Raw genomic sequence first — 16,557 nt, 5'->3', positions numbered from 1 at the left:
GCCCCAAATGAAAGCGACGAAGGGCAAGGCGCAGCCAGCGGACGAGGTCACCCACGAGGAAACGCCCGCAAAGCCGATCGAGGAGGCGCCCGAAGAAAGCGCAGCTCCGCCGCCAGGCGAAGCCGCCGCCGACATCGCCCCCGTAGTCAGCGGCAACCTCAAGCGGCTGCGCACCGAACGCGGGCTGTCGCTAGAAAAACTCGCACGCGCCTCCGGCGTGAGCCGCGCCATGCTCGGTCAAATCGAGCTCAGCCAAAGCACCCCGACAATCAGCGTGCTCTGGAAAATCGCACGCGCCCTCGACGTGCCCTTCTCCGCCCTCATCAACCCCGAATCCGGTCCCGGCGCAATGGTGCTACCAGCCGCACGCGCCCGCGTCCTACGCAGCGTCGACGGCACATTCCAATCACGCGCCCTCTTCCCCATGGACCGGCCACGCAGCGTAGAATTCTACGAGCTACGTCTCGCCCCCCACGCCGAAGAACGCGCAGACGCACACCCGCCAGGCACCGTCGAGAACCTCGTCGTAAACGCAGGCCGCTGCGAAATGACGATCGGCGCCGAAAAACGACTGCTCGGAACAGGCGACGCCATCGTGTTCGAAGCCGACGTGCCCCACGTCTACCGAAACCCAGACGCCGCCGAGACAATCATGTACCTCGTCATGACCTACGCACAGCGGCTCTAGGCAGCGGCGTAGCGCCGGGGTTTCACCCCGGACCCCGAGCAGGGGGCTGTCCGCCCCCTGCACCCCGGACCAGCGCAAGCGCTGGACTCGTGGTCGATGAACTGCGCGATGCGCAGTTCATCGAACGGGCCAGGTCAAGACCGGCGAGGGGCTGGCCAGCCAAGACGGTAGGGCTGACGGGTCGGCTGCGACGACACTCGTGGTCTTGCCACGGGCCCGTCGGAGAAACCGCGCATCGCGCGGTTTCTCCGCCCCCGGTCCAGGCCGTGCCTGGTCCGGGTCCAGGGGTGGACAACCCCTGGTCGGGGTCCGGGGTGAAACCCCGGCGCCGCCACGCCCTCAGCCGCCCACGCGTGCCCGCGCTGCGCGTGCTGTGTTTTGTAGCAGGCATGCGATGGTCATGGGACCGACGCCGCCGGGGACGGGGGTGATGAATGAGGCGTGTTTTCGGGCGCTTTCTGTGTCGACGTCGCCGCAGAGCTTGCCGGATTCGTCGCGGTTCATGCCCACGTCGATCACGACGGCGCCTTCCTTGATCCAGTCGCCTTTCACCATGCGTGCGCGTCCCACGGCGACGACGAGTACGTCGGCTTCGCGACAGACGGCGGGCAGATCTTTCGTGCGTGAGTGGGCCATCGTCACGGTTGCGTTTGCTCCGAGTAGCAGCATGGCCATGGGTTTGCCCACGATGTTGCTTCGCCCGACCACCACGGCGCGTGAGCCTTCGAGGGAACGGCCTGTCTCTGCGATCAGCCGCATGCAGCCTGTGGGGGTGCATGGCACGAGGGAGGCTTTGCCGGTTGCCAGACGACCTGCGTTGATCGGGTGGAAGCCGTCGACGTCTTTGGCTGGCGACACTGCGTCGATCACGCGGTCTTCGCGGATGTGCTTCGGCAGGGGGAGTTGTACCAGGATGCCGTCGACCGTCTCGTCGGCGTTCAGTGCGGCGATTCGGTCGAGCAGCTCTGCTTCGCTCGTCTCGGCGGGCAGCCGATGGAGCCTGCCGCGCATTCCGACCTCGTTTGAGGCTTTTTCCTTGTTGCGCGTGTAGACGACGCTTGCGGGGTCTTCGCCTACGAGGATCACGTCGAGACCGGGCGGACGACCGTGCTTTGCGACGAACTGTGCGACGTCTGCGCGCACCTCGTCGCGCACCTTTTGCGCCAGGGCTTTTCCGTCGAGGAGGGCTCCACTCATGGGCCGGAGTCTAGGCAGAAATCTGCGCTAGGCCACGTGTGCGCGCCGTGGATTGGTCCCGCTGGCGCGGTCGATCCAGGCGACGAGTTGTGCGCTCCGGACGAGCCCGGCTTGTGACACCACCACCTCGCTGTTTCGGAGCACCACGAAGTGGGGGATGCCGCGGACGCCGTAGCGGCTGGCGAGATCGGGGTGCTCGTCGGTGTTCACCTTCAGCACGATGGCTTTTCCTGCTCGCTGGGCGGCGGCGCGGGCGACCTCGGGTGTTGCCATCCGGCAGGGGCCGCACCAGGGGGCCCAGAAATCCACGAGCACGGGCACCTTCGCGGTGCGGACGATGTCTCCGAACTCCCGGGCGTCGACTTCCAGGGCTTCGGCGAGTGGCGGTAGTGGGGATTTGCAGGCGCCGCAGCGACCGGTGTCGGTCAGGCGCTCCGGGGGGATTCGATTTTTCGTCTGGCAAGACGGACAAGTGCGGATCACGGGGTACCTCGACGTCGAGCGGGCGGGCGCGCACCGACAGCACGCTCGTAGCCTCGCCCTATGCGAAGGCCGTGCCGATTCTCCTCACCCCGGGGGAGGGGTCAGCAGTACTCCGCGACGATCTCCCAGCAGGCGTGGGCGAACTCGCGGTAGAGCGACCGATCGAGCTCGCGTGGTGGCTCGTTCATCACGCCGTGGTGCTCGGCGAACAGCGACGTCAACGCGCCTTCGATCTCGTTGGCTGTCTCGACCCACAAAAACTCCTCGATCGCGTGGCAGATCTGATCGCGGATCAGCGTGGGCACCTCGCGGAGCTGCACTTTGCCGTGCATGCGGCGTGAGACCATCGAGGCGATGCGCTCGGCGTGCTCGGGCCAGCCGCGCAGCGCCTTGTGGAACGTCGAGCCGACGAGGCGCAAAATCTGCTGCGCCAGACGCCGCACGCGCGGCCTTTGCACACGCTCCTCGTGCTCGGCGACCATCGACAGGTACTCGTCCGTCAGGAGCCGCCGCAGGTCCTCGGAGAGCATGCTCTGCGACTCCTGCGTCAGCTTCAGCTCGGCGATCTGCGCGAGGAAGACGTCCCGGAGCACGCTGAGGCGCGAGATGAGCGTGCCTTCGGGCGTCGTGTCGAGGATGAGGGCCAGGGGATCGATGAGGTGCCGACCGAACGTCGTGAGGACGTGGTCGAGGATGCGCTTCTGGTGTTGCTCGCGAGCGAGGACGGAGAGCGCGCGCGTCAGGATCTGACGGTTCGGCGCGTCCACGAGTACGTCGCCGGCGGCGCTCCCGTAGTCGTACATCCGGAGCGACGTGAGCATCTCGCGGAAGGCTTCGAGGTTCTCGGCCGTCCCGCCCTCCTCACCGTAGACGCGGATGACGAGGCCCGATCCGGCCTGGGCGAGAAAGAGGCGCTGGATTTCCTGCTCCACGTCTTGCTCGCTGATCAGGCCCGGAGGCGGGGGCGTAGACGGCTCGGGCATGGGGTTCCTTTCCTTCACGATCGCTGAACCTGTGTAGCGCGGTCGGGCGTGGCCCGGAACGAAAAGTTCGTCAGGACGATACGAGGAGCCTGCGCGCGAAATCTCGCAGGGTCGTGGGCAATTGCTTGTCCTCGGCCACGCGGCGGATGTCGTCCTGCACCTGGCGGAGCTCCGAGGGCCGAAGCCACGACAGCGCCAGGCGGGTCGTGTAGTGCATGTTCTTCGCGAGCACGGCGCGGACGACGCCGGACGCGGGGAAGGCGAGGGAGGCCGAGAGCTCCGGCAACCCCAGCGCGCGTCCGGCTTCTTCGAGCTTGTCATCGAAGGCGTCGCGTTTCCACTCCAGCACCTCGTGGAAAACATGCGCGTCTTCCGTGCTGTACGGAGAGATCACGTCTCCTTCGGCGCTCGCGAGCACGAACGTCCCATCGCCGTCGACGCCCACGCGCGCGCCCGAGTCGAGCGTCACGAGCGGGAGGAAGATGCGCCCTCCGAAAGGCTCGCCCTTGCCTTCGGCCGCGATCGCACGGACGTGCAGGCGGAACGTCTCGTCCATCGCTCGATTCTCTCATGAAAACGGCCCGCGCACAGAGCCCCGTGGTAGTCTCGTCCGCGCGTTTCCGTCCGCGGCGATCACGAGGGAGAGAGATCGGGAATGGGCAAGGCGTTCGGGTGGGGCCTCGCAGCGCTCCTCGCCACTGCGGCCGCATGCACGGCAGACGGTGACGACGGCGGAAGCGGTGGCGGGAGCGGGAGCGGGAGCGGAAGCGCGAGCAGCAGCGGCGGCGGCGGCGGAGGCGGAGGCGGCGGCGGCGGCAGCGGCGGAAGCGCGAGCGGAAGCGGCGGCGCTGCGCCCGACTGCATGGACGGCGTCCCCAACGGGGACGAAACCGGCGTCGATTGCGGCGGCCCGACCTGCGGCATGCTCGGGCTCAAGTGCCCCAAGGGCTCCGGCTGCCTGACCTACGACGATTGTTTGACCGGCAACTGTTGTGGCGCGAGCGGCGCCCAGCTCGGCGCCTGCATCGCCGCGGACGAGACCTGCATGATCCGCTGAATGCTCAGGGCAGATCGATGATCCGGTAGTGGTGCCGGTAATCGAAGAGCGGCGAGCTTGCGTGCGCGGAGTGGCGCAAGAGGTCGGCCACGCGCGGCTCGTGCGAGATGAACAGGACGAAATCCTGGTGCACCTCGGGAAAAAGCTCGAACAGGCTCGACCGCTGCTGCGGAGCGAGCGAGGCCGGCTTCTTCCGGTGTTTCGCAGGATCGGCGCGAAAACGCTTCGAGAAGAACGGACGGTCGTCGCTCTTCACGCAGCGCAGAATCCGCTCGAGCTCCTGCGGCCCGACACGATCCGGGACGAGGCCGCAGAGCGTGATGCCAGGCGAGAGGCGCGCCTCGTCGAGCTCCTCGAGCTCGCTCGAACAACACGCCTCGGCCGCGAGCCCCGCCGCTCTCATGCGGTCGAGCTCGGCGAGCAGGGCGGATTTGTACACCGCGGGAGATACGTGCTCCGGCGACGCGGGGACATACCCGAAAATGAGCCCTCCACGCATGGACCCACGGATCAGGTCCTCCATCCGGTACGCCATGCCCCCCTCCGACGTGACGCGTGACGAGGGAATCTGTACTCCCGCCGCGCCGCGTCGCAACCCGGGCAAGCGCGTCGATCTGCGGCAAGGGGAGCCGTCGACCAGGGCGTTGTGCGAGGAGGAAACGGGCAGGGGCGTGAAGGACGGACCTTCGTGGACGGTGAACGGGAGCGGGGCGCCGCCGACAATCGGGTGTTGCAGCGGCGGAAGGGGGACACGAGCGGCGGACGGGCAGCGGCGACTAGGTCGTCGACGGCTCGGCTGTCGGCTCTTCCGCCTTTTTGGTCCTTCGTGTCGCGCGGGCGGCGGCGACGGCCTTTGCGTGCGCCATGGCGTCCATCAGTGGAGCGAGGAGCATCCGACCTTCGAGGGACCGCTCGACGTCTCCCGCGGACGCGCGGCTCTCCACGTACTTGCGCAGCCGTCCCACCACATCGAGCCAATCAGCCTCTGCGTCCTTGCCGAGGTTCACGTGATGGCCGGTGGTCCCTCGCGCCGAAGCGCGCTCGGCATAGGCCAGGTCGCTCTCACCGACGGCGAACTCGAGTCGGGATAACCATTCCATGGGGAACGAGATCCCGGCAAGCGTGGCGGCATGCTCCGGGGCGCGCAGGACGGCGAGGATCCGGCGGACCTCGGCATTCTCCTCGGGGACACGCGTATCGAGGAACGAGCGCCCCGTGGGGAATGCGGCGGCGTGAATCGCTCGGACCGTGGCGACGTGGGGCCCCTGGCGGCGATGGCTTTCGTTGCCGAGGAAGCTTTCGATGTGGCAGGCCAAGGTATCGACCTCGACGTCGGCCTTCTCGACGCGGTCGGCGTACGCGGCGCGCGCGGCGCTGGCGGCATGTTTGCCGGCCACGTGGGCCTCGAGCCGCGTGGCCGTGGTGTCGAGCTGCGGGATGAACGCGTCGAGCGCAGGCTCGGGGGGGCCCATTTGGGCGCGGACGACGAGATTGTCGTGGAGCTTGCGGCAAATGGTGGCCTTTTCGGCGCGGGAGAGCTTGGCGGGGGTGGTGGTCGTCGGCATGGGAGAGACACCTCGCTGGAAGCAGACGCGACGGAATGTCGCGCCGCGGGTTCGGGAGGCAGACACAGCAAGGTGAATGCCAGCGGAGAAACGCCGCGAAAGGGGCGCGGCGCGGCAGGGGGGTGCTCCGAAACGGAACGAGGAGCGATCCGGAATGGAGCGGGGTCGATCCGGAATGAAGCGGCATGCCCGCGGAGAGGGCGCAAAGAGGGATCGGCGCGTGGGGATCGAGGCTCGGAGGGGGCGCAAAGAGCGGTCGGCGCACGCGGGAAGCGGGTTGGAAGGGGCGCGGAGACAGGTCAGCGCGCGCGGAGGTCGCCTTGGAAGGGGCGCGACGCGAGGTCGGCGCGCATGGAGGTCGCCTTGGAAGGGGCGCAACGCGGGGTCGACGCGCGCGGAGGTCGCCTTGGAAGAGGCGCAACGCGAGGTCGGTGCTCGTGGAGGTCGCCTTGGAAGGGGCGCAACGCGAGGTCGGCGCGCATGGAGGTCGCTTTGGAAGGGGCGCAACGCGAGGTCGGTGCGCGTGGAAGTCGCCTTGGAAGGGGCGCAACGCGAGGTCGACGCGCGCGGAGGTCGCCTTGGAAGGGGCGCAACGCGAGGTCGACGCGCGCGGAAGCGGAAGCCTCTGCGGATCGCCCCGAGCCTCGCGGCGTTCCTCGAAGCGTGGGCGGGCGCCGCGTTCGGCCTGCCGCTGGTGCTCCGCCGCGCGCGCGTGCCGGGCTGGGGCGGCTAGAGCTACGCCTCAAACCCCGGGGCCTGGGCCTGAGCATTGGTCTCATCGCAAGCCGCCGCGCCGGGCGAGCGCCCCGGCGCGGCGGTTCCAGCCCATAGGAGATCCACGCTTTCGACGCGGCAGTCATGCATAAAAACGCTCGCCGGTGGCTTGCTCGTGCGGTTGACCGCCGCGCGGAATGCGTGCTAGAGCGTCGCCGGCTTCAGGAATTCAGACTTATTCGCTTTGGCTGCCGGGCGGCGTACTGGCGGATGTCGAAAGTAGGGAATGGTCATGCGTGAATCGAAGAATCGCGGGGCGACGGCGGACGGGCAGGGGGGCCGTGTTCGGGTGCCGAGGGCCCTCATCCCCATTTTCGTGGGCCTCGTCGGCTTCGCCATCGGGTGCGGGGACGATACCAGGGGCCCCGGCGGGGACGGCGGCGAAGGTGGTACCGCCGGCGAAGGCGGCACCGGCGGCACCGGCGGAATGGGCGGTACCGGCGGCACGGGCGGCACGGGCGGCACGGGCGGCACGGGAGGCACCGGCGGCGTGGGGGGCGGCGGCGGTGCGGGGGGCGGCGGCATTTGCGTGCCGGGAGCCACGCAGCCGTGTTATTCGGGCCCGTCGAGCACGCTGGGAATGGGGGCTTGCGTGGGCGGGATCGAGACGTGTAATGCGCAGGGGACGGCGTTTGGCCCCTGCGTCGGCGAGATCGTGCCCTCGCCCGAGACGTGCGAGACGCCCGTGGATGATGATTGTGATGGGTCGGTCAACGAGGAAGGGACCGCTTGCGTGTGCTTGCCGTCGTCGAGCACGACTTGCTACACGGGCCCGGACGGTACGCTCGGCGTGGGGCTCTGCGCGGCGGGGACTGCGACATGCAATGAGCTCGGTACGGGCGTCTCCGGGGAATGCGCGGGGGAGTCCTTGCCGACGGACGAGATCTGCAGCACGGGGCTCGACGAGGATTGCGACGGCACGGCCGACGAGGAGGGCTGCACGCCCCCCACGGTCCTCGGCGTGAAGACGTATGATGGTTTCTCCTGCGCTCTGCTCTTCGACAAGAGCGTGAAATGCTGGGGCGAAAACACGTACGGTCCCCTCGGACAGGGCGACAAGCTGCATCGCGGCGACATGGCCGGCGAGATGGGGGCCAACCTGCAGCGGGTGCCGCTCGGGACGGGCTTGAAGGTCGACTCCGTCGCGCCGGGCAGCAGGCACGCGTGCGCTCTCTTCGACGACGGCCGCGTAAAATGCTGGGGCAGCGCCGAGGTGGGGCAGCTCGGGCTCGGGAGCACCCTCTGGCACGGCGACGAGCCGGGCGAGATGGGGGACGCTCTGCCCTTCGTGGACCTCGGCGTCGCGATGGGACCCAAAGCGATCTTCGCCGGGCATTCCCATACGTGTGCGCTGTTCGCCGACGGACGGATCAAGTGCTGGGGCTACAACTTCTACGGCCAGCTCGGCCTCGGCGACAAATCCCCGCGAGGGGCGCAGCCGAATCAGATGGGCATGAACCTTCCTTTCGTGAATCTGGGCGCCGGCGTGACGGTCAAGGCGCTCGCGCTGGGCGAGGAGCATTCGTGCGCCATCACGGGCGACGATCGGGTCAAGTGCTGGGGCAGCAACGCCTACGGGCGGCTCGGCCTCGGCGACACGGAGAATCGCGGCGACCAGGCCAACGAAATGGGGGACGCTCTGCCCTACGTCGACCTGGGGACGGGCAGGACGGCCGTCTCCCTGTCCGCCAACGGGTATCGTACCTGCGCGCTCCTCGATGATGGGAGCGTGAAGTGCTGGGGCGAAAACCTGTTCGGCGTCCTCGGCCTCGGGGATTCCCAGAACCGAGGAGACACTCCGGGCGAGATGGGCGATAACCTCCCGGCCGTCGATCTGGGGACCGGCAAAAAAGCGAAGAGCCTCGCGACCGGAAGGCTTCACACCTGCGTGATCCTCACGGACGACACCGTGAAGTGTTGGGGATTCGGGGCGCTCGGGTCGCTCGGGCTCGGGACGACGGATTCGTGGGGCTCCATGCCCGGGCAGATGGGCGACACCCTGCCCGCCGTCGATATGGGCAGCGGCTTGTCGGCGACGGCCGTGACGACAGGCAACTCCACCACGTGTGCCCTGCTCCAGGGTCGGGTCAAGTGCTGGGGATCGGGGCTTTACGGTCGGCTCGGCCTCGGCGATACGACGCCCCGCGGGGACAATCCCGGCGAGATGGGGGACAACCTGCCCTACGTGCTGCTTTTCTCCGATACGCTTTGATGCCGTTCGCAGCGGCACGCGCATGACTCCATCCACCCGGGGCGCGCCGCCCCGGGTCGGCCGCGCGGCGCGCTCACGGAAGATCGACGAGCGCGCGGATCTCGCCCTTCGGCTCCGGCCTTTGCGTGCTTCGCGGCCGCGGCGCTCGACGCGAGGTGACGTCCATCGGGAGCCCGTTCTTCGGCGTGGCCGAGATCCCTTTGAGCTGCACCGAGACATCGGTGTTCGGCCGCAGCGAGAACCGGAATCGTTGGAGCACCATCGGCAGGATCAGGCGCGACGCCTGGTTCGCGAAGGCCTGGCCGATGCACATCCGCGGCCCCGCTCCGAAGGGCAGGTACTCGAAGGGCGTCGGCGTCGCGTGGCTCCATCGCTCCGGCAAGAAACGCGCGGGCTGCGAGAAGACGTCGCCCATCCGGTGCGTGACGAACGGGCTCAGCAGGATGAGCGATCCCTTCGGGAGCGTGTACTCCCCGAGCGTGGCCTGCTCCCCGACGAGACGGAACGAGCAGATGGGCGTCGCCGGCATGATCCGCGCGCTCTCCTTGAGGACCACGTCGAGCAGCGGCATGGACGCGGCGTGCTCGACGGTCGGCGCCTCGCCGCGGAGCACGGCGTCGACCTCGTCTTCGAGGTCGTAAAGCACCTCGGGGTGCAGCGCGAGCAGCAGGATCGTCCAGGCGAGGGACATCGCGGTCGTCTCGTAGCCTGCGATGTAGACGAGCACGCTCTGCGCGACGAGCTCGACGTCGCTCAGCCGCGAACCATCCTCGTCGTGCGCATGGATGAGCGCCGAGAACATGTCCCGCCCTTCGCCCGCTTTGCGCCGCTCGTCGATGAGGGCGAGGAGCCGCTCTTCGAGGAGCGTCGTGTCACGCAAGAGCTTCCGGAACGGCGTGCCCAGGACGTCGTAGGGCAAGACCAGGTTGAGGGGGGAGAGGAACCCTTCGAGCAGCGCGAGCGAGAGCGGACCGAGGGGATCCCCATCTCGCGACAGGTCCACGCCGAAGAGGCACCGCATGATGACGTCGAGCATGAGTTCGAGCGTCACGCGCACGGCGTCGACGACCCCGCCCGGCACGACGCGGCGGAGCGACTGCTCGGAGACGGCGACGATATCGTCGCGATAGGCGAGGATCCGCGCTTTCTGGAACGCGGGCATGAGCATCCGACGCAGGCGCCGATGATCCTCGCCGTTCTTGCTCATCATGTTCTCGAGCAAGATGCGCCGGAGCGCGCTGTTTTTCGGGAGCGGGAACGGCGGCTCGCCGTGCGAGAGGAACGTGCCGTCGCTCCCCAGGACGGCGCGGTTGTGCTCGGCGCCGAACGCGCAAACCATCGCGGTGCTGCCTTCCGTGAGCGCCGCGATGTCGCCATGACGCCGATGGAACGTGAGGAGCGAGGTCACCGGTTTGCTGAAGAACCGGAGCCTGTTGAAGCCTTCACCGAGGACCGGAAGCGCACGCGGACCAGGAATGGGGACGCGAGGAAGCGCGGAGTTGGGGAGCATGGCTGACATGTATCACGAGGTACACATTCACGTATCCGCCCGGGATACCCGCAAACCAAGGCCCTACGCCGTCTTCCTTTTTGATGCGGCCCGCGCGTACGTAGGAGAGTGAAGACATGAGGGCCGTGCGCACGGAGGCTGGGGAGAGCGCGAAACGCGTGAAGGCGCTGGAAGCCGAGCTCGAAAAGGGGTGATAGGAACGGAGACCATCTCCGGCCGGGCCGCCTCCGCGAAACGCTCTTCCCCCGAGCCCGGACTTGTCGAACAATGTCCGCGATGAAGCCGCGCGTCAGGCGAGCGCTCTTGCTCTCCGGGGCCCTCCTCGGCATTGCCGGGATCCTCGGCGCGCTCGCCTCGCCCTCGATGCGCGCCTCGCTCTCCGCGGGATACCGCGCCTTCCGCGATCCCACGCTCCTCGACAAACCCGCAACCGAGGATCCCGCCGCCCCCATGCCCCGACGCATGCCGGGCGAAGAGGAGAGCCGGCTGCTCGACGCGGCGATCGCCAAGGACTTCGAAAAGGCGACCGACGGCGATCTCGACGATCCCGAAGGCGCAGCGCTCGCCACGCTGGCGATGCCGGACCTGAAGATCCCCGTCACCCGCCGCACCATGCGTTTCGTGCGGTTCTTCGCGAAGACCGACGGCGGTCGCGCGATCTTCGGGGATCGGTACCAGCGGAGCGGGCGATACCGCCCGATGATCGAGCACAGCCTGCGCGAGGCGGGTTTGCCCGAGGATCTCGTGTGGCTCGCGGCGATCGAGAGTGGCTTCGATCCACGCGCCGTTTCGCCCGCGGGCGCGGCCGGGCTGTTTCAGTTCATGCCCGAGACGGGCGCGCTCTACGGGCTCGATCAATCGCAGTGGGTCGACGAGCGCCGGAGCCTGCGGCGCTCCACGGTCGCCGCCGTCGCGCACCTGCGTGACCTCTACGAGCGCTTCGGCCGCTGGGATCTCGCGCTCGCGGCGTACAACGCGGGGATCGAGACCGTGCTCCGGGGCATGGCGCGTGTCGCCGAGACGCGCCCGCCCGGCGCGCCGCAGACGCCCATCGGCTTCGCCGAGCTCGCGCAGCAGAAGCTCCTGCCGGAGGAGACGGCGAACTACGTGCCGCAGATCGTGGCCTTCGCGATCGTCGCGAACAACCGCGCGCGCTTCGGGCTCGACACCTTCCACGCCGATCCCTCGATGGAGATGGGCGAGATCGCCGTGCCCGAAGGCACGCGCCTGCGCACGATCGCGCGCTCGGCCGGCATCCCCACGCGCCTGCTCCGCGAGTACAACCCCGAGCTTTTGCGCGATCGGACCCCGCCCTTCGGCGGCGATTACATCATCCACCTGCCCGCCGAGCGCGTGCAGCAGACGCTCGCGGCGTTCCCGGCGTACCTGGAGCACGAGCGCGTCGACGATCCGGGCGCCGATCCCGTCACGGAGCAAGCGACCGCGATGCGCGCGCCAAAGATCCCGGGCGTGGAGGAGGGCGACGAAGACGAGGGCCCGTTGCCGCCGCGGCCGTCGCCGATCGGGAAAAACCGCCTGCCCGACTTCGTGCTTCCAGGCCAGGGCCCGGCGACGCTGAGCATGGCGAGCCTCGGCCCCATGGGCGCGAAGCTGCCGTTCGTCTCGATCGGCGGAGGCGTCGGATGGCAGCCGAACCGTCCAGACGATCCGCTCGCAGTCTTCGCCTCCGAGGCGCGCAGCTCGCAGGCGGCGGCGGCCAAGGGCGTCGGCGGCGCGGCCCTCGAAAAGCAGCTCGGCTTCATCCCGGCAGCCGCGCGGCTCGAGCCGCCGCCGGATCCTTTCCAAAGGTTCGTTCTGCCGAACGGCGTGGCCATGCGCGTGCGCGAGGACGCCTCGGCCCCGCGCATCGCGATCACGATCCGCATCGCGCCGGACGAAGGAAAGATCGCGGGCACGAGCGAACCGGCCGGCGAGGCGGGCGCGGGCGAGACGCGGCACACGATCACGGTGGGCAAGCGGGATCTCGATCTCGGCCTGGAGCTTGCGGCGGGGCGCCTCCGGCTCCTGCTCGGCGAGACCTCGGGCGCGCAGCTCGCGAGCCTGCGGCGCTTCTCGGCGCTGCCGCGGCGCCGCGCGCTCGAATCGCAAGCGTACGGCCCGGCATGGCTCGCACTCGGCGACGCGCTCTTCCCAGCCGGTCACCCGCTCGAAGGCTACGTGCTCGGCGCCCGCGAGGACGCAGCCGTGGCGCGAGATCTCCTGCTCGCGGAGTCCATGGCCACCGAGCGCATGCCGACCCACGCGTCGGTCACAGTGATCGGCGACGTGACGCGCGCGCGGATCGAGGATCTCGCGAAGCGCGTATTCGCCACGTTGCCCACGGCGCCCGACGCGTTGCCGATCGGCCCGCATCCACGCGAGGAGCGAATCACCGTGGAGCAAAACGTCCCCGCGACGCGGGCGCTCTACGGCTGGATCGCGCCAGGCGAGCAGGACGTGCGCGAGCACGCGGCGATGCGCGTGGCCATGTGGATCCTTTCGAGCTCAAAGGGTGGGCGGCTCGATCGCGCACTCGTCGAGAAGGGTCTCGCCTCCGAGGTGCGCGCGATGCTCGACGCAGGCAGCCGCGCGAGCGTCGCCGTGGTCGAAGTCGTGCCCGCCGTGCCGCACGATGTCGCGGCAGTGGAGACGCGGCTCGACGCAGAGATCGACGCGTTCGTCCAGGGAGGTCCGACGACCGTGGAGATCGCATACGCAGTCGCGCACCTGAAGGCAGGGCTCAAGAAGGAGATCGCGAGCCAGCGCGGGCCCGTCGTGGAGAACGCGCCAAAGTTCGCAAACAGCGCGCGAATCCGCGAGGCGCTCGCGCCGGGCGCCGCCGAGGCGCTGATCGAGGAGCTCGACAAGATGAGCGTGCAGACGATGCGCACTGCGCTGCGGAAGACGCTCGCGCGTGGACACCGCGTCGTGGTGACGACGGCGCCGAAGTGAGAGTTCAGCGTTCTTCGGCCGTGTCCGCCGGCGGCAACTCGAACGACTCGATCAACCGGACGAGCTCCGGCGCGACACTCGCGAACCGCTCGCTCGGCGCGGAGGCGATCACCTGGAACGCGCGCCCCGGTTGCGTGAAGACCCCGTAGTAAGTCTCGATCTCGCTCTTGCCCTGCTCCATGCTCAAGCGAAGCAGGCGCCCGTTCTCCGGGTGCGTAAGGACAGGCAGGCGTGATTCGACCGTGCCTTTGAGCTTCTCCTCGATGAGCTTGACGGCCGCGTCGGCATAGGTATCGACACCCACGTCCTTGCCCTGCAGGTCCTCGACCATGATGAACACGTGCGCGCCCTTGTCCGGACGCACGAGCCAGCGGTCGGCCTGCGGGTTGTCCTTCTTCGCGGCCGCGTCCTTGCGCAGGAACCAGCGCGCGCTCGGCGCCTTCAGCCTGTACTTCGCCGCCACGCCTTCGACCACGTCGACGGGCTGCGGCTCCACGTCGGGCGGCAGGCCGTGTGTCTCGTCGGTCGGCAGCTCGAACGACTCCAGGATGCCCTCGAGATCGGCTTCGATCTCGGGGAAGATCCGGCTCGGCGCGGTCGTGATGATCTTGAAGGTCCACTCGTACGTCGCCACCACGGCGATGAGCCTCCCGGTCTCGATCCCCGCCATCGTCTTGCGTATCCAGAGGAGCCGGCCCTCCTCCCGGTGGGACCGCATGGCCCTGGAACGCACGAACTCGAAGGCCTGCGCATCCCTCGCCTCCGCCTGCACGGCTCCCTGCGCGAGCCCGTCCCGCGCGAGGAGCTGGCCGTGGTGCTTCTCGACGAGGACGAACAGATGCGCGTCGACGTCGGGTCGCGAGAGGAAGCGGTCGACGAGGGGCCCCTCCCGCTGCGTCGACGCGCGTGTGTGGAGGTACCAATCCCCGGACGGCAAGCGCAGCCGGTAATGCGACTGCTCGCCCGTCACGACCGTCACCGGCTCGGGCTCGATCTCCCCCGCGCGGATCTGCGCGAACGCGGCGACCGGGTTTCTCCCGGTCACGGCCGCGCGAAGCCCGACGACGTCGAGGAGCGTGCAGAGCCCCCAGAGCACGCCGCCCACCACCATCCGAGGCTTGCCCGCGTCGCGCACGAGCAGAAGCAGGTAGGCCATCCCGAGCACGATTGCGGGGGCCGCCAGGATGTGCTCCCGCGCGACGAGCATGAACGTCCACGCGGCGAGCACGAGCACGACGCGCGCGCCGGCGAGCCACGCCACCCGGCGAAGGCCGAGGACCAAAGCGCCGCCGAGGACGACATCCAGGAGGACCGGAAGCGCTCGCATCAGAGGCGTCGTGAATGGCCCCCCGAAAAGCCCACGCCCCCCGAGGAGCGATTCGAGGAGCCAGAGGGCCGCGCTGACGATGAGGAGCGCCCCCGCGAGCCGCTGGCCCGGCGTCGCCCGCGCGGCGTTCTGGTTTGCGGCCGGCGGAGCCGCGGGCGCGGCCGGCGGCGCGTAGAGGTTTGCGTCGTCGGGTGAGGGCGCCTGCGGAGCACGCTTCGTCATGGCGCCCTCGATGCTACCTCAGCGCTTGGTGCTCGCCGCCGCGTTTTCCGGCGGCATCTCGAACGTCTCGATCGACTTCAGGAGCTCGTCCTTCACGCTCGCGAAGACCTCGGTCCGGGCGAACGCGATCACCTGGAACGCCCGATCGCCCCGCGCGAAGAGCCCGTAGTAGTACTCGAGCTTCATGCCGTCTGCCTCGGCGCGTACGCGGAGCAGGCGTGCGTTCTTCGGATCCGTGCGCAAGGGCTCGCGGGACTCGATCGTCCCGTGCATGCGATCGAGGATCGAGCTCGCCACCGCGTCGGCGTACCGCTCGAGATCCACCACGGAGCCTGGCGCGTGCTCGGCCACCACGAAGACGTGCGCGTCCTTGTCTGGACGAACCAGCCAGCGATCTGCGAGCGGGTTGTCCTTCTTCGCGGCCTCGGGCTTGCGCAGGGCCCACGCATCGCTCGGCGGTGTCAGCGTGTAGTTCGTGGCCACGCCTGTGAGCTTGCCGGGCGGCAGCGCCTCGGCGTCGGCTGGAAGGCCCGGCTTTTCGTCTGTCGGCAGCTCGAACGACTCCACGAATGCGCGGAGCTCGGGCTCGGCCTCCGCGAACGCCTTCTTCGGCGCGAATGCGAGGATCTGGTAGCCGTGCTCGTACGTCGCCACCACGCCCGTCAGGGACTCGATCTCGATCCCGCTCGTCGTCGATCGCGTGTGGATCATTCGCCCGTTCTCCGGGTGCGTGCGCAAGGGCGCGCGGTTCACGAGCTCGAAGGCCGTCGCGGCGGTCTTGCCGTTCTGGATCACGGCGTCGGCGAGCGCCTCTGGGAGCACCAGCATGCCCGGCGCCTTCTCGGCGATGACGAGCACGTGCGCGTCGAGATCGGGCCGCGAGATCCAGCGATCGGCGAGCGGGTTGTCCTTCTTCGCTGCTTCCGGCTTGCGCATCCGCCAGCGATCCGAGGGCGCGCGGAGGCGGTAGTGGGACGTCTCGCCCGTGACCACGCCTGCCGGCGTGCTCTCGATGTCGCCCCGCGCGGTCAAGACGAATGCGGCGATCGGGTTCGTGCCCGTCAGCGTCGCGGACAGGCCGAGCACGCTGATGAGCACGTAGAACCCGAAGAGCGCGCCGCCCACGGCCATGCGGGGTTTTCCGGCGTCCCCGACGAGCAGGAGCAGGAACGAGCCGCTCACCACGACCTGCATCACCGCGAGGAACGGATCCTTGAACGCGAGCAGCGCCGTCAGCACGACGAGCCCGAACGCGACGCGCACGACCGCCCACGGCAAAAACTTGCGATTCTTGGAGAGCAAAGAAATGCCGATCACGACGTCGATGATCGCGGGCAAAAAGCTCCGGCCCGGCGACGAGAGGGGCGTCGGGTTCGGATCGGCCGGCAGGGCCACTGCTTCGATGAGCACGAGCGCGGCGTTCACGATGAGCAGGCCGCCGGCGAGGCGCTGGGCGGGCGTCACCTCGTGCGGCGCGCGCTCGGGGATCGGATCACGCAGCGGCGCCGTGGGGGGAGCATACGCGTTCGCCTCCGGGGGCGGCGCGTCGGGGACGGGGTTTGTCATGGCAGGGCCGATGGTACGCCC

Annotated in this window: 14 protein-coding genes; 5 read left to right on the top strand and 9 right to left on the bottom strand. The window is 69.0% G+C overall.

Going from position 1 to position 16,557, the window contains the following annotated elements; all coding sequences use genetic code 11:
* Positions 1-7: 7 nt before the first annotated feature.
* A complete protein-coding gene (locus QHF84_RS20750) occupies positions 8-688 on the top strand; it encodes an XRE family transcriptional regulator (protein ID WP_281315079.1) in 681 nt (226 codons plus the stop codon).
* Positions 689-1,027: 339 nt separating this feature from the next.
* Here the strand turns inward: QHF84_RS20750 and folD are convergent, their stop codons facing one another.
* From folD to QHF84_RS20730, 4 genes are all read right to left on the bottom strand, one after another.
* The gene (gene folD, locus QHF84_RS20745; protein WP_281315078.1) at positions 1,028-1,885 is read right to left on the bottom strand and encodes a bifunctional methylenetetrahydrofolate dehydrogenase/methenyltetrahydrofolate cyclohydrolase FolD; all 858 of its coding nucleotides are present in this window, start codon (positions 1,883-1,885) and stop codon (positions 1,028-1,030) included.
* A 27-nt stretch (positions 1,886-1,912) separates the two neighbouring features.
* Positions 1,913-2,368: a thioredoxin domain-containing protein gene (locus QHF84_RS20740; protein WP_281315077.1), complete on the bottom strand. Its 456-nt coding sequence runs from the start codon at positions 2,366-2,368 to the stop codon at positions 1,913-1,915.
* Between the two features lie 101 nt (positions 2,369-2,469).
* Complete coding sequence (locus QHF84_RS20735; protein WP_281315076.1) at positions 2,470-3,351, bottom strand: hypothetical protein; 882 nt, start codon at positions 3,349-3,351, stop codon at positions 2,470-2,472.
* 70 nt (positions 3,352-3,421) lie between these two features.
* Positions 3,422-3,907, bottom strand: a complete 486-nt coding sequence (locus tag QHF84_RS20730) for a hypothetical protein (RefSeq protein WP_281315075.1) — start codon at positions 3,905-3,907, stop codon at positions 3,422-3,424.
* A 99-nt stretch (positions 3,908-4,006) separates the two neighbouring features.
* On the opposite strand from QHF84_RS20730, the gene QHF84_RS20725 reads away from it, so the two are divergent.
* Positions 4,007-4,408 carry a hypothetical protein gene (locus tag QHF84_RS20725; RefSeq protein ID WP_281315074.1) on the top strand — a complete coding sequence of 134 codons (402 nt, stop codon included), beginning with the start codon at positions 4,007-4,009 and terminating at the stop codon, positions 4,406-4,408.
* 4 nt (positions 4,409-4,412) lie between these two features.
* Here the strand turns inward: QHF84_RS20725 and QHF84_RS20720 are convergent, their stop codons facing one another.
* Both QHF84_RS20720 and QHF84_RS20715 read right to left on the bottom strand, forming a co-directional pair.
* On the bottom strand, positions 4,413-4,907 hold the full coding sequence (locus QHF84_RS20720; protein ID WP_281315073.1) for a hypothetical protein: 495 nt from the start codon (positions 4,905-4,907) through the stop codon (positions 4,413-4,415).
* Between the two features lie 277 nt (positions 4,908-5,184).
* Positions 5,185-5,973 carry a hypothetical protein gene (locus QHF84_RS20715; RefSeq protein ID WP_281315072.1) on the bottom strand — a complete coding sequence of 263 codons (789 nt, stop codon included), beginning with the start codon at positions 5,971-5,973 and terminating at the stop codon, positions 5,185-5,187.
* Between the two features lie 523 nt (positions 5,974-6,496).
* On the opposite strand from QHF84_RS20715, the gene QHF84_RS20710 reads away from it, so the two are divergent.
* On the top strand, positions 6,497-6,706 hold the full coding sequence (locus QHF84_RS20710) for a hypothetical protein (RefSeq protein WP_281315071.1): 210 nt from the start codon (positions 6,497-6,499) through the stop codon (positions 6,704-6,706).
* A gap of 273 nt (positions 6,707-6,979) precedes the next feature.
* On the top strand, positions 6,980-8,959 hold the full coding sequence (locus QHF84_RS20705) for a hypothetical protein (protein WP_281315070.1): 1,980 nt from the start codon (positions 6,980-6,982) through the stop codon (positions 8,957-8,959).
* Between the two features lie 73 nt (positions 8,960-9,032).
* On the opposite strand, the gene QHF84_RS20700 is transcribed toward QHF84_RS20705, so the two are convergent.
* The gene (locus QHF84_RS20700; RefSeq protein ID WP_281315069.1) at positions 9,033-10,469 is read right to left on the bottom strand and encodes a cytochrome P450; all 1,437 of its coding nucleotides are present in this window, start codon (positions 10,467-10,469) and stop codon (positions 9,033-9,035) included.
* 276 nt (positions 10,470-10,745) lie between these two features.
* Between QHF84_RS20700 and QHF84_RS20695 the strand changes: the two genes are divergently transcribed.
* Positions 10,746-13,421 (top strand): transglycosylase SLT domain-containing protein, encoded by a 2,676-nt coding sequence (locus QHF84_RS20695; protein WP_281315068.1) that lies wholly within the window; start codon positions 10,746-10,748, stop codon positions 13,419-13,421.
* Positions 13,422-13,425: 4 nt separating this feature from the next.
* Here QHF84_RS20695 and QHF84_RS20690 read toward each other — a convergent pair whose 3' ends face one another.
* Positions 13,426-14,970 (bottom strand): hypothetical protein, encoded by a 1,545-nt coding sequence (locus QHF84_RS20690; RefSeq protein WP_281315067.1) that lies wholly within the window; start codon positions 14,968-14,970, stop codon positions 13,426-13,428.
* A gap of 18 nt (positions 14,971-14,988) precedes the next feature.
* Positions 14,989-16,536 carry a hypothetical protein gene (locus QHF84_RS20685; protein WP_281315066.1) on the bottom strand — a complete coding sequence of 516 codons (1,548 nt, stop codon included), beginning with the start codon at positions 16,534-16,536 and terminating at the stop codon, positions 14,989-14,991.
* Positions 16,537-16,557: the final 21 nt, after the last annotated feature.

The sequence above is a fragment of the Polyangium sp. y55x31 genome (assembly GCF_029946505.1).
In the GTDB taxonomy this organism is placed as follows: Bacteria; Myxococcota_A; Polyangia; order Polyangiales; family Polyangiaceae; genus Polyangium.
The sequence above is the reverse complement of the archived record's forward strand: the minus strand, read 5'-3'. Positions and strand labels throughout refer to the sequence as shown.

Excerpts from the sequence above, each read along its gene's own strand:
- QHF84_RS20750 (WP_281315079.1), top strand. The coding sequence starts at position 8 with ATGAAAGCGACGAAGGGCAAGGCGCAGCCAGCGGACGAGGTCACCCAC.
- folD (WP_281315078.1), bottom strand. The coding sequence starts at position 1,885 with ATGAGTGGAGCCCTCCTCGACGGAAAAGCCCTGGCGCAAAAGGTGCGC.
- QHF84_RS20735 (WP_281315076.1), bottom strand. The coding sequence starts at position 3,351 with ATGCCCGAGCCGTCTACGCCCCCGCCTCCGGGCCTGATCAGCGAGCAA.
- QHF84_RS20730 (WP_281315075.1), bottom strand. The coding sequence starts at position 3,907 with ATGGACGAGACGTTCCGCCTGCACGTCCGTGCGATCGCGGCCGAAGGC.
- QHF84_RS20725 (WP_281315074.1), top strand. The coding sequence starts at position 4,007 with ATGGGCAAGGCGTTCGGGTGGGGCCTCGCAGCGCTCCTCGCCACTGCG.
- QHF84_RS20720 (WP_281315073.1), bottom strand. The coding sequence starts at position 4,907 with ATGCGTGGAGGGCTCATTTTCGGGTATGTCCCCGCGTCGCCGGAGCAC.
- QHF84_RS20715 (WP_281315072.1), bottom strand. The coding sequence starts at position 5,973 with ATGCCGACGACCACCACCCCCGCCAAGCTCTCCCGCGCCGAAAAGGCC.
- QHF84_RS20705 (WP_281315070.1), top strand. The coding sequence starts at position 6,980 with ATGCGTGAATCGAAGAATCGCGGGGCGACGGCGGACGGGCAGGGGGGC.
- QHF84_RS20700 (WP_281315069.1), bottom strand. The coding sequence starts at position 10,469 with ATGCTCCCCAACTCCGCGCTTCCTCGCGTCCCCATTCCTGGTCCGCGT.
- QHF84_RS20695 (WP_281315068.1), top strand. The coding sequence starts at position 10,746 with ATGAAGCCGCGCGTCAGGCGAGCGCTCTTGCTCTCCGGGGCCCTCCTC.
- QHF84_RS20690 (WP_281315067.1), bottom strand. The coding sequence starts at position 14,970 with ATGACGAAGCGTGCTCCGCAGGCGCCCTCACCCGACGACGCAAACCTC.
- QHF84_RS20685 (WP_281315066.1), bottom strand. The coding sequence starts at position 16,536 with ATGACAAACCCCGTCCCCGACGCGCCGCCCCCGGAGGCGAACGCGTAT.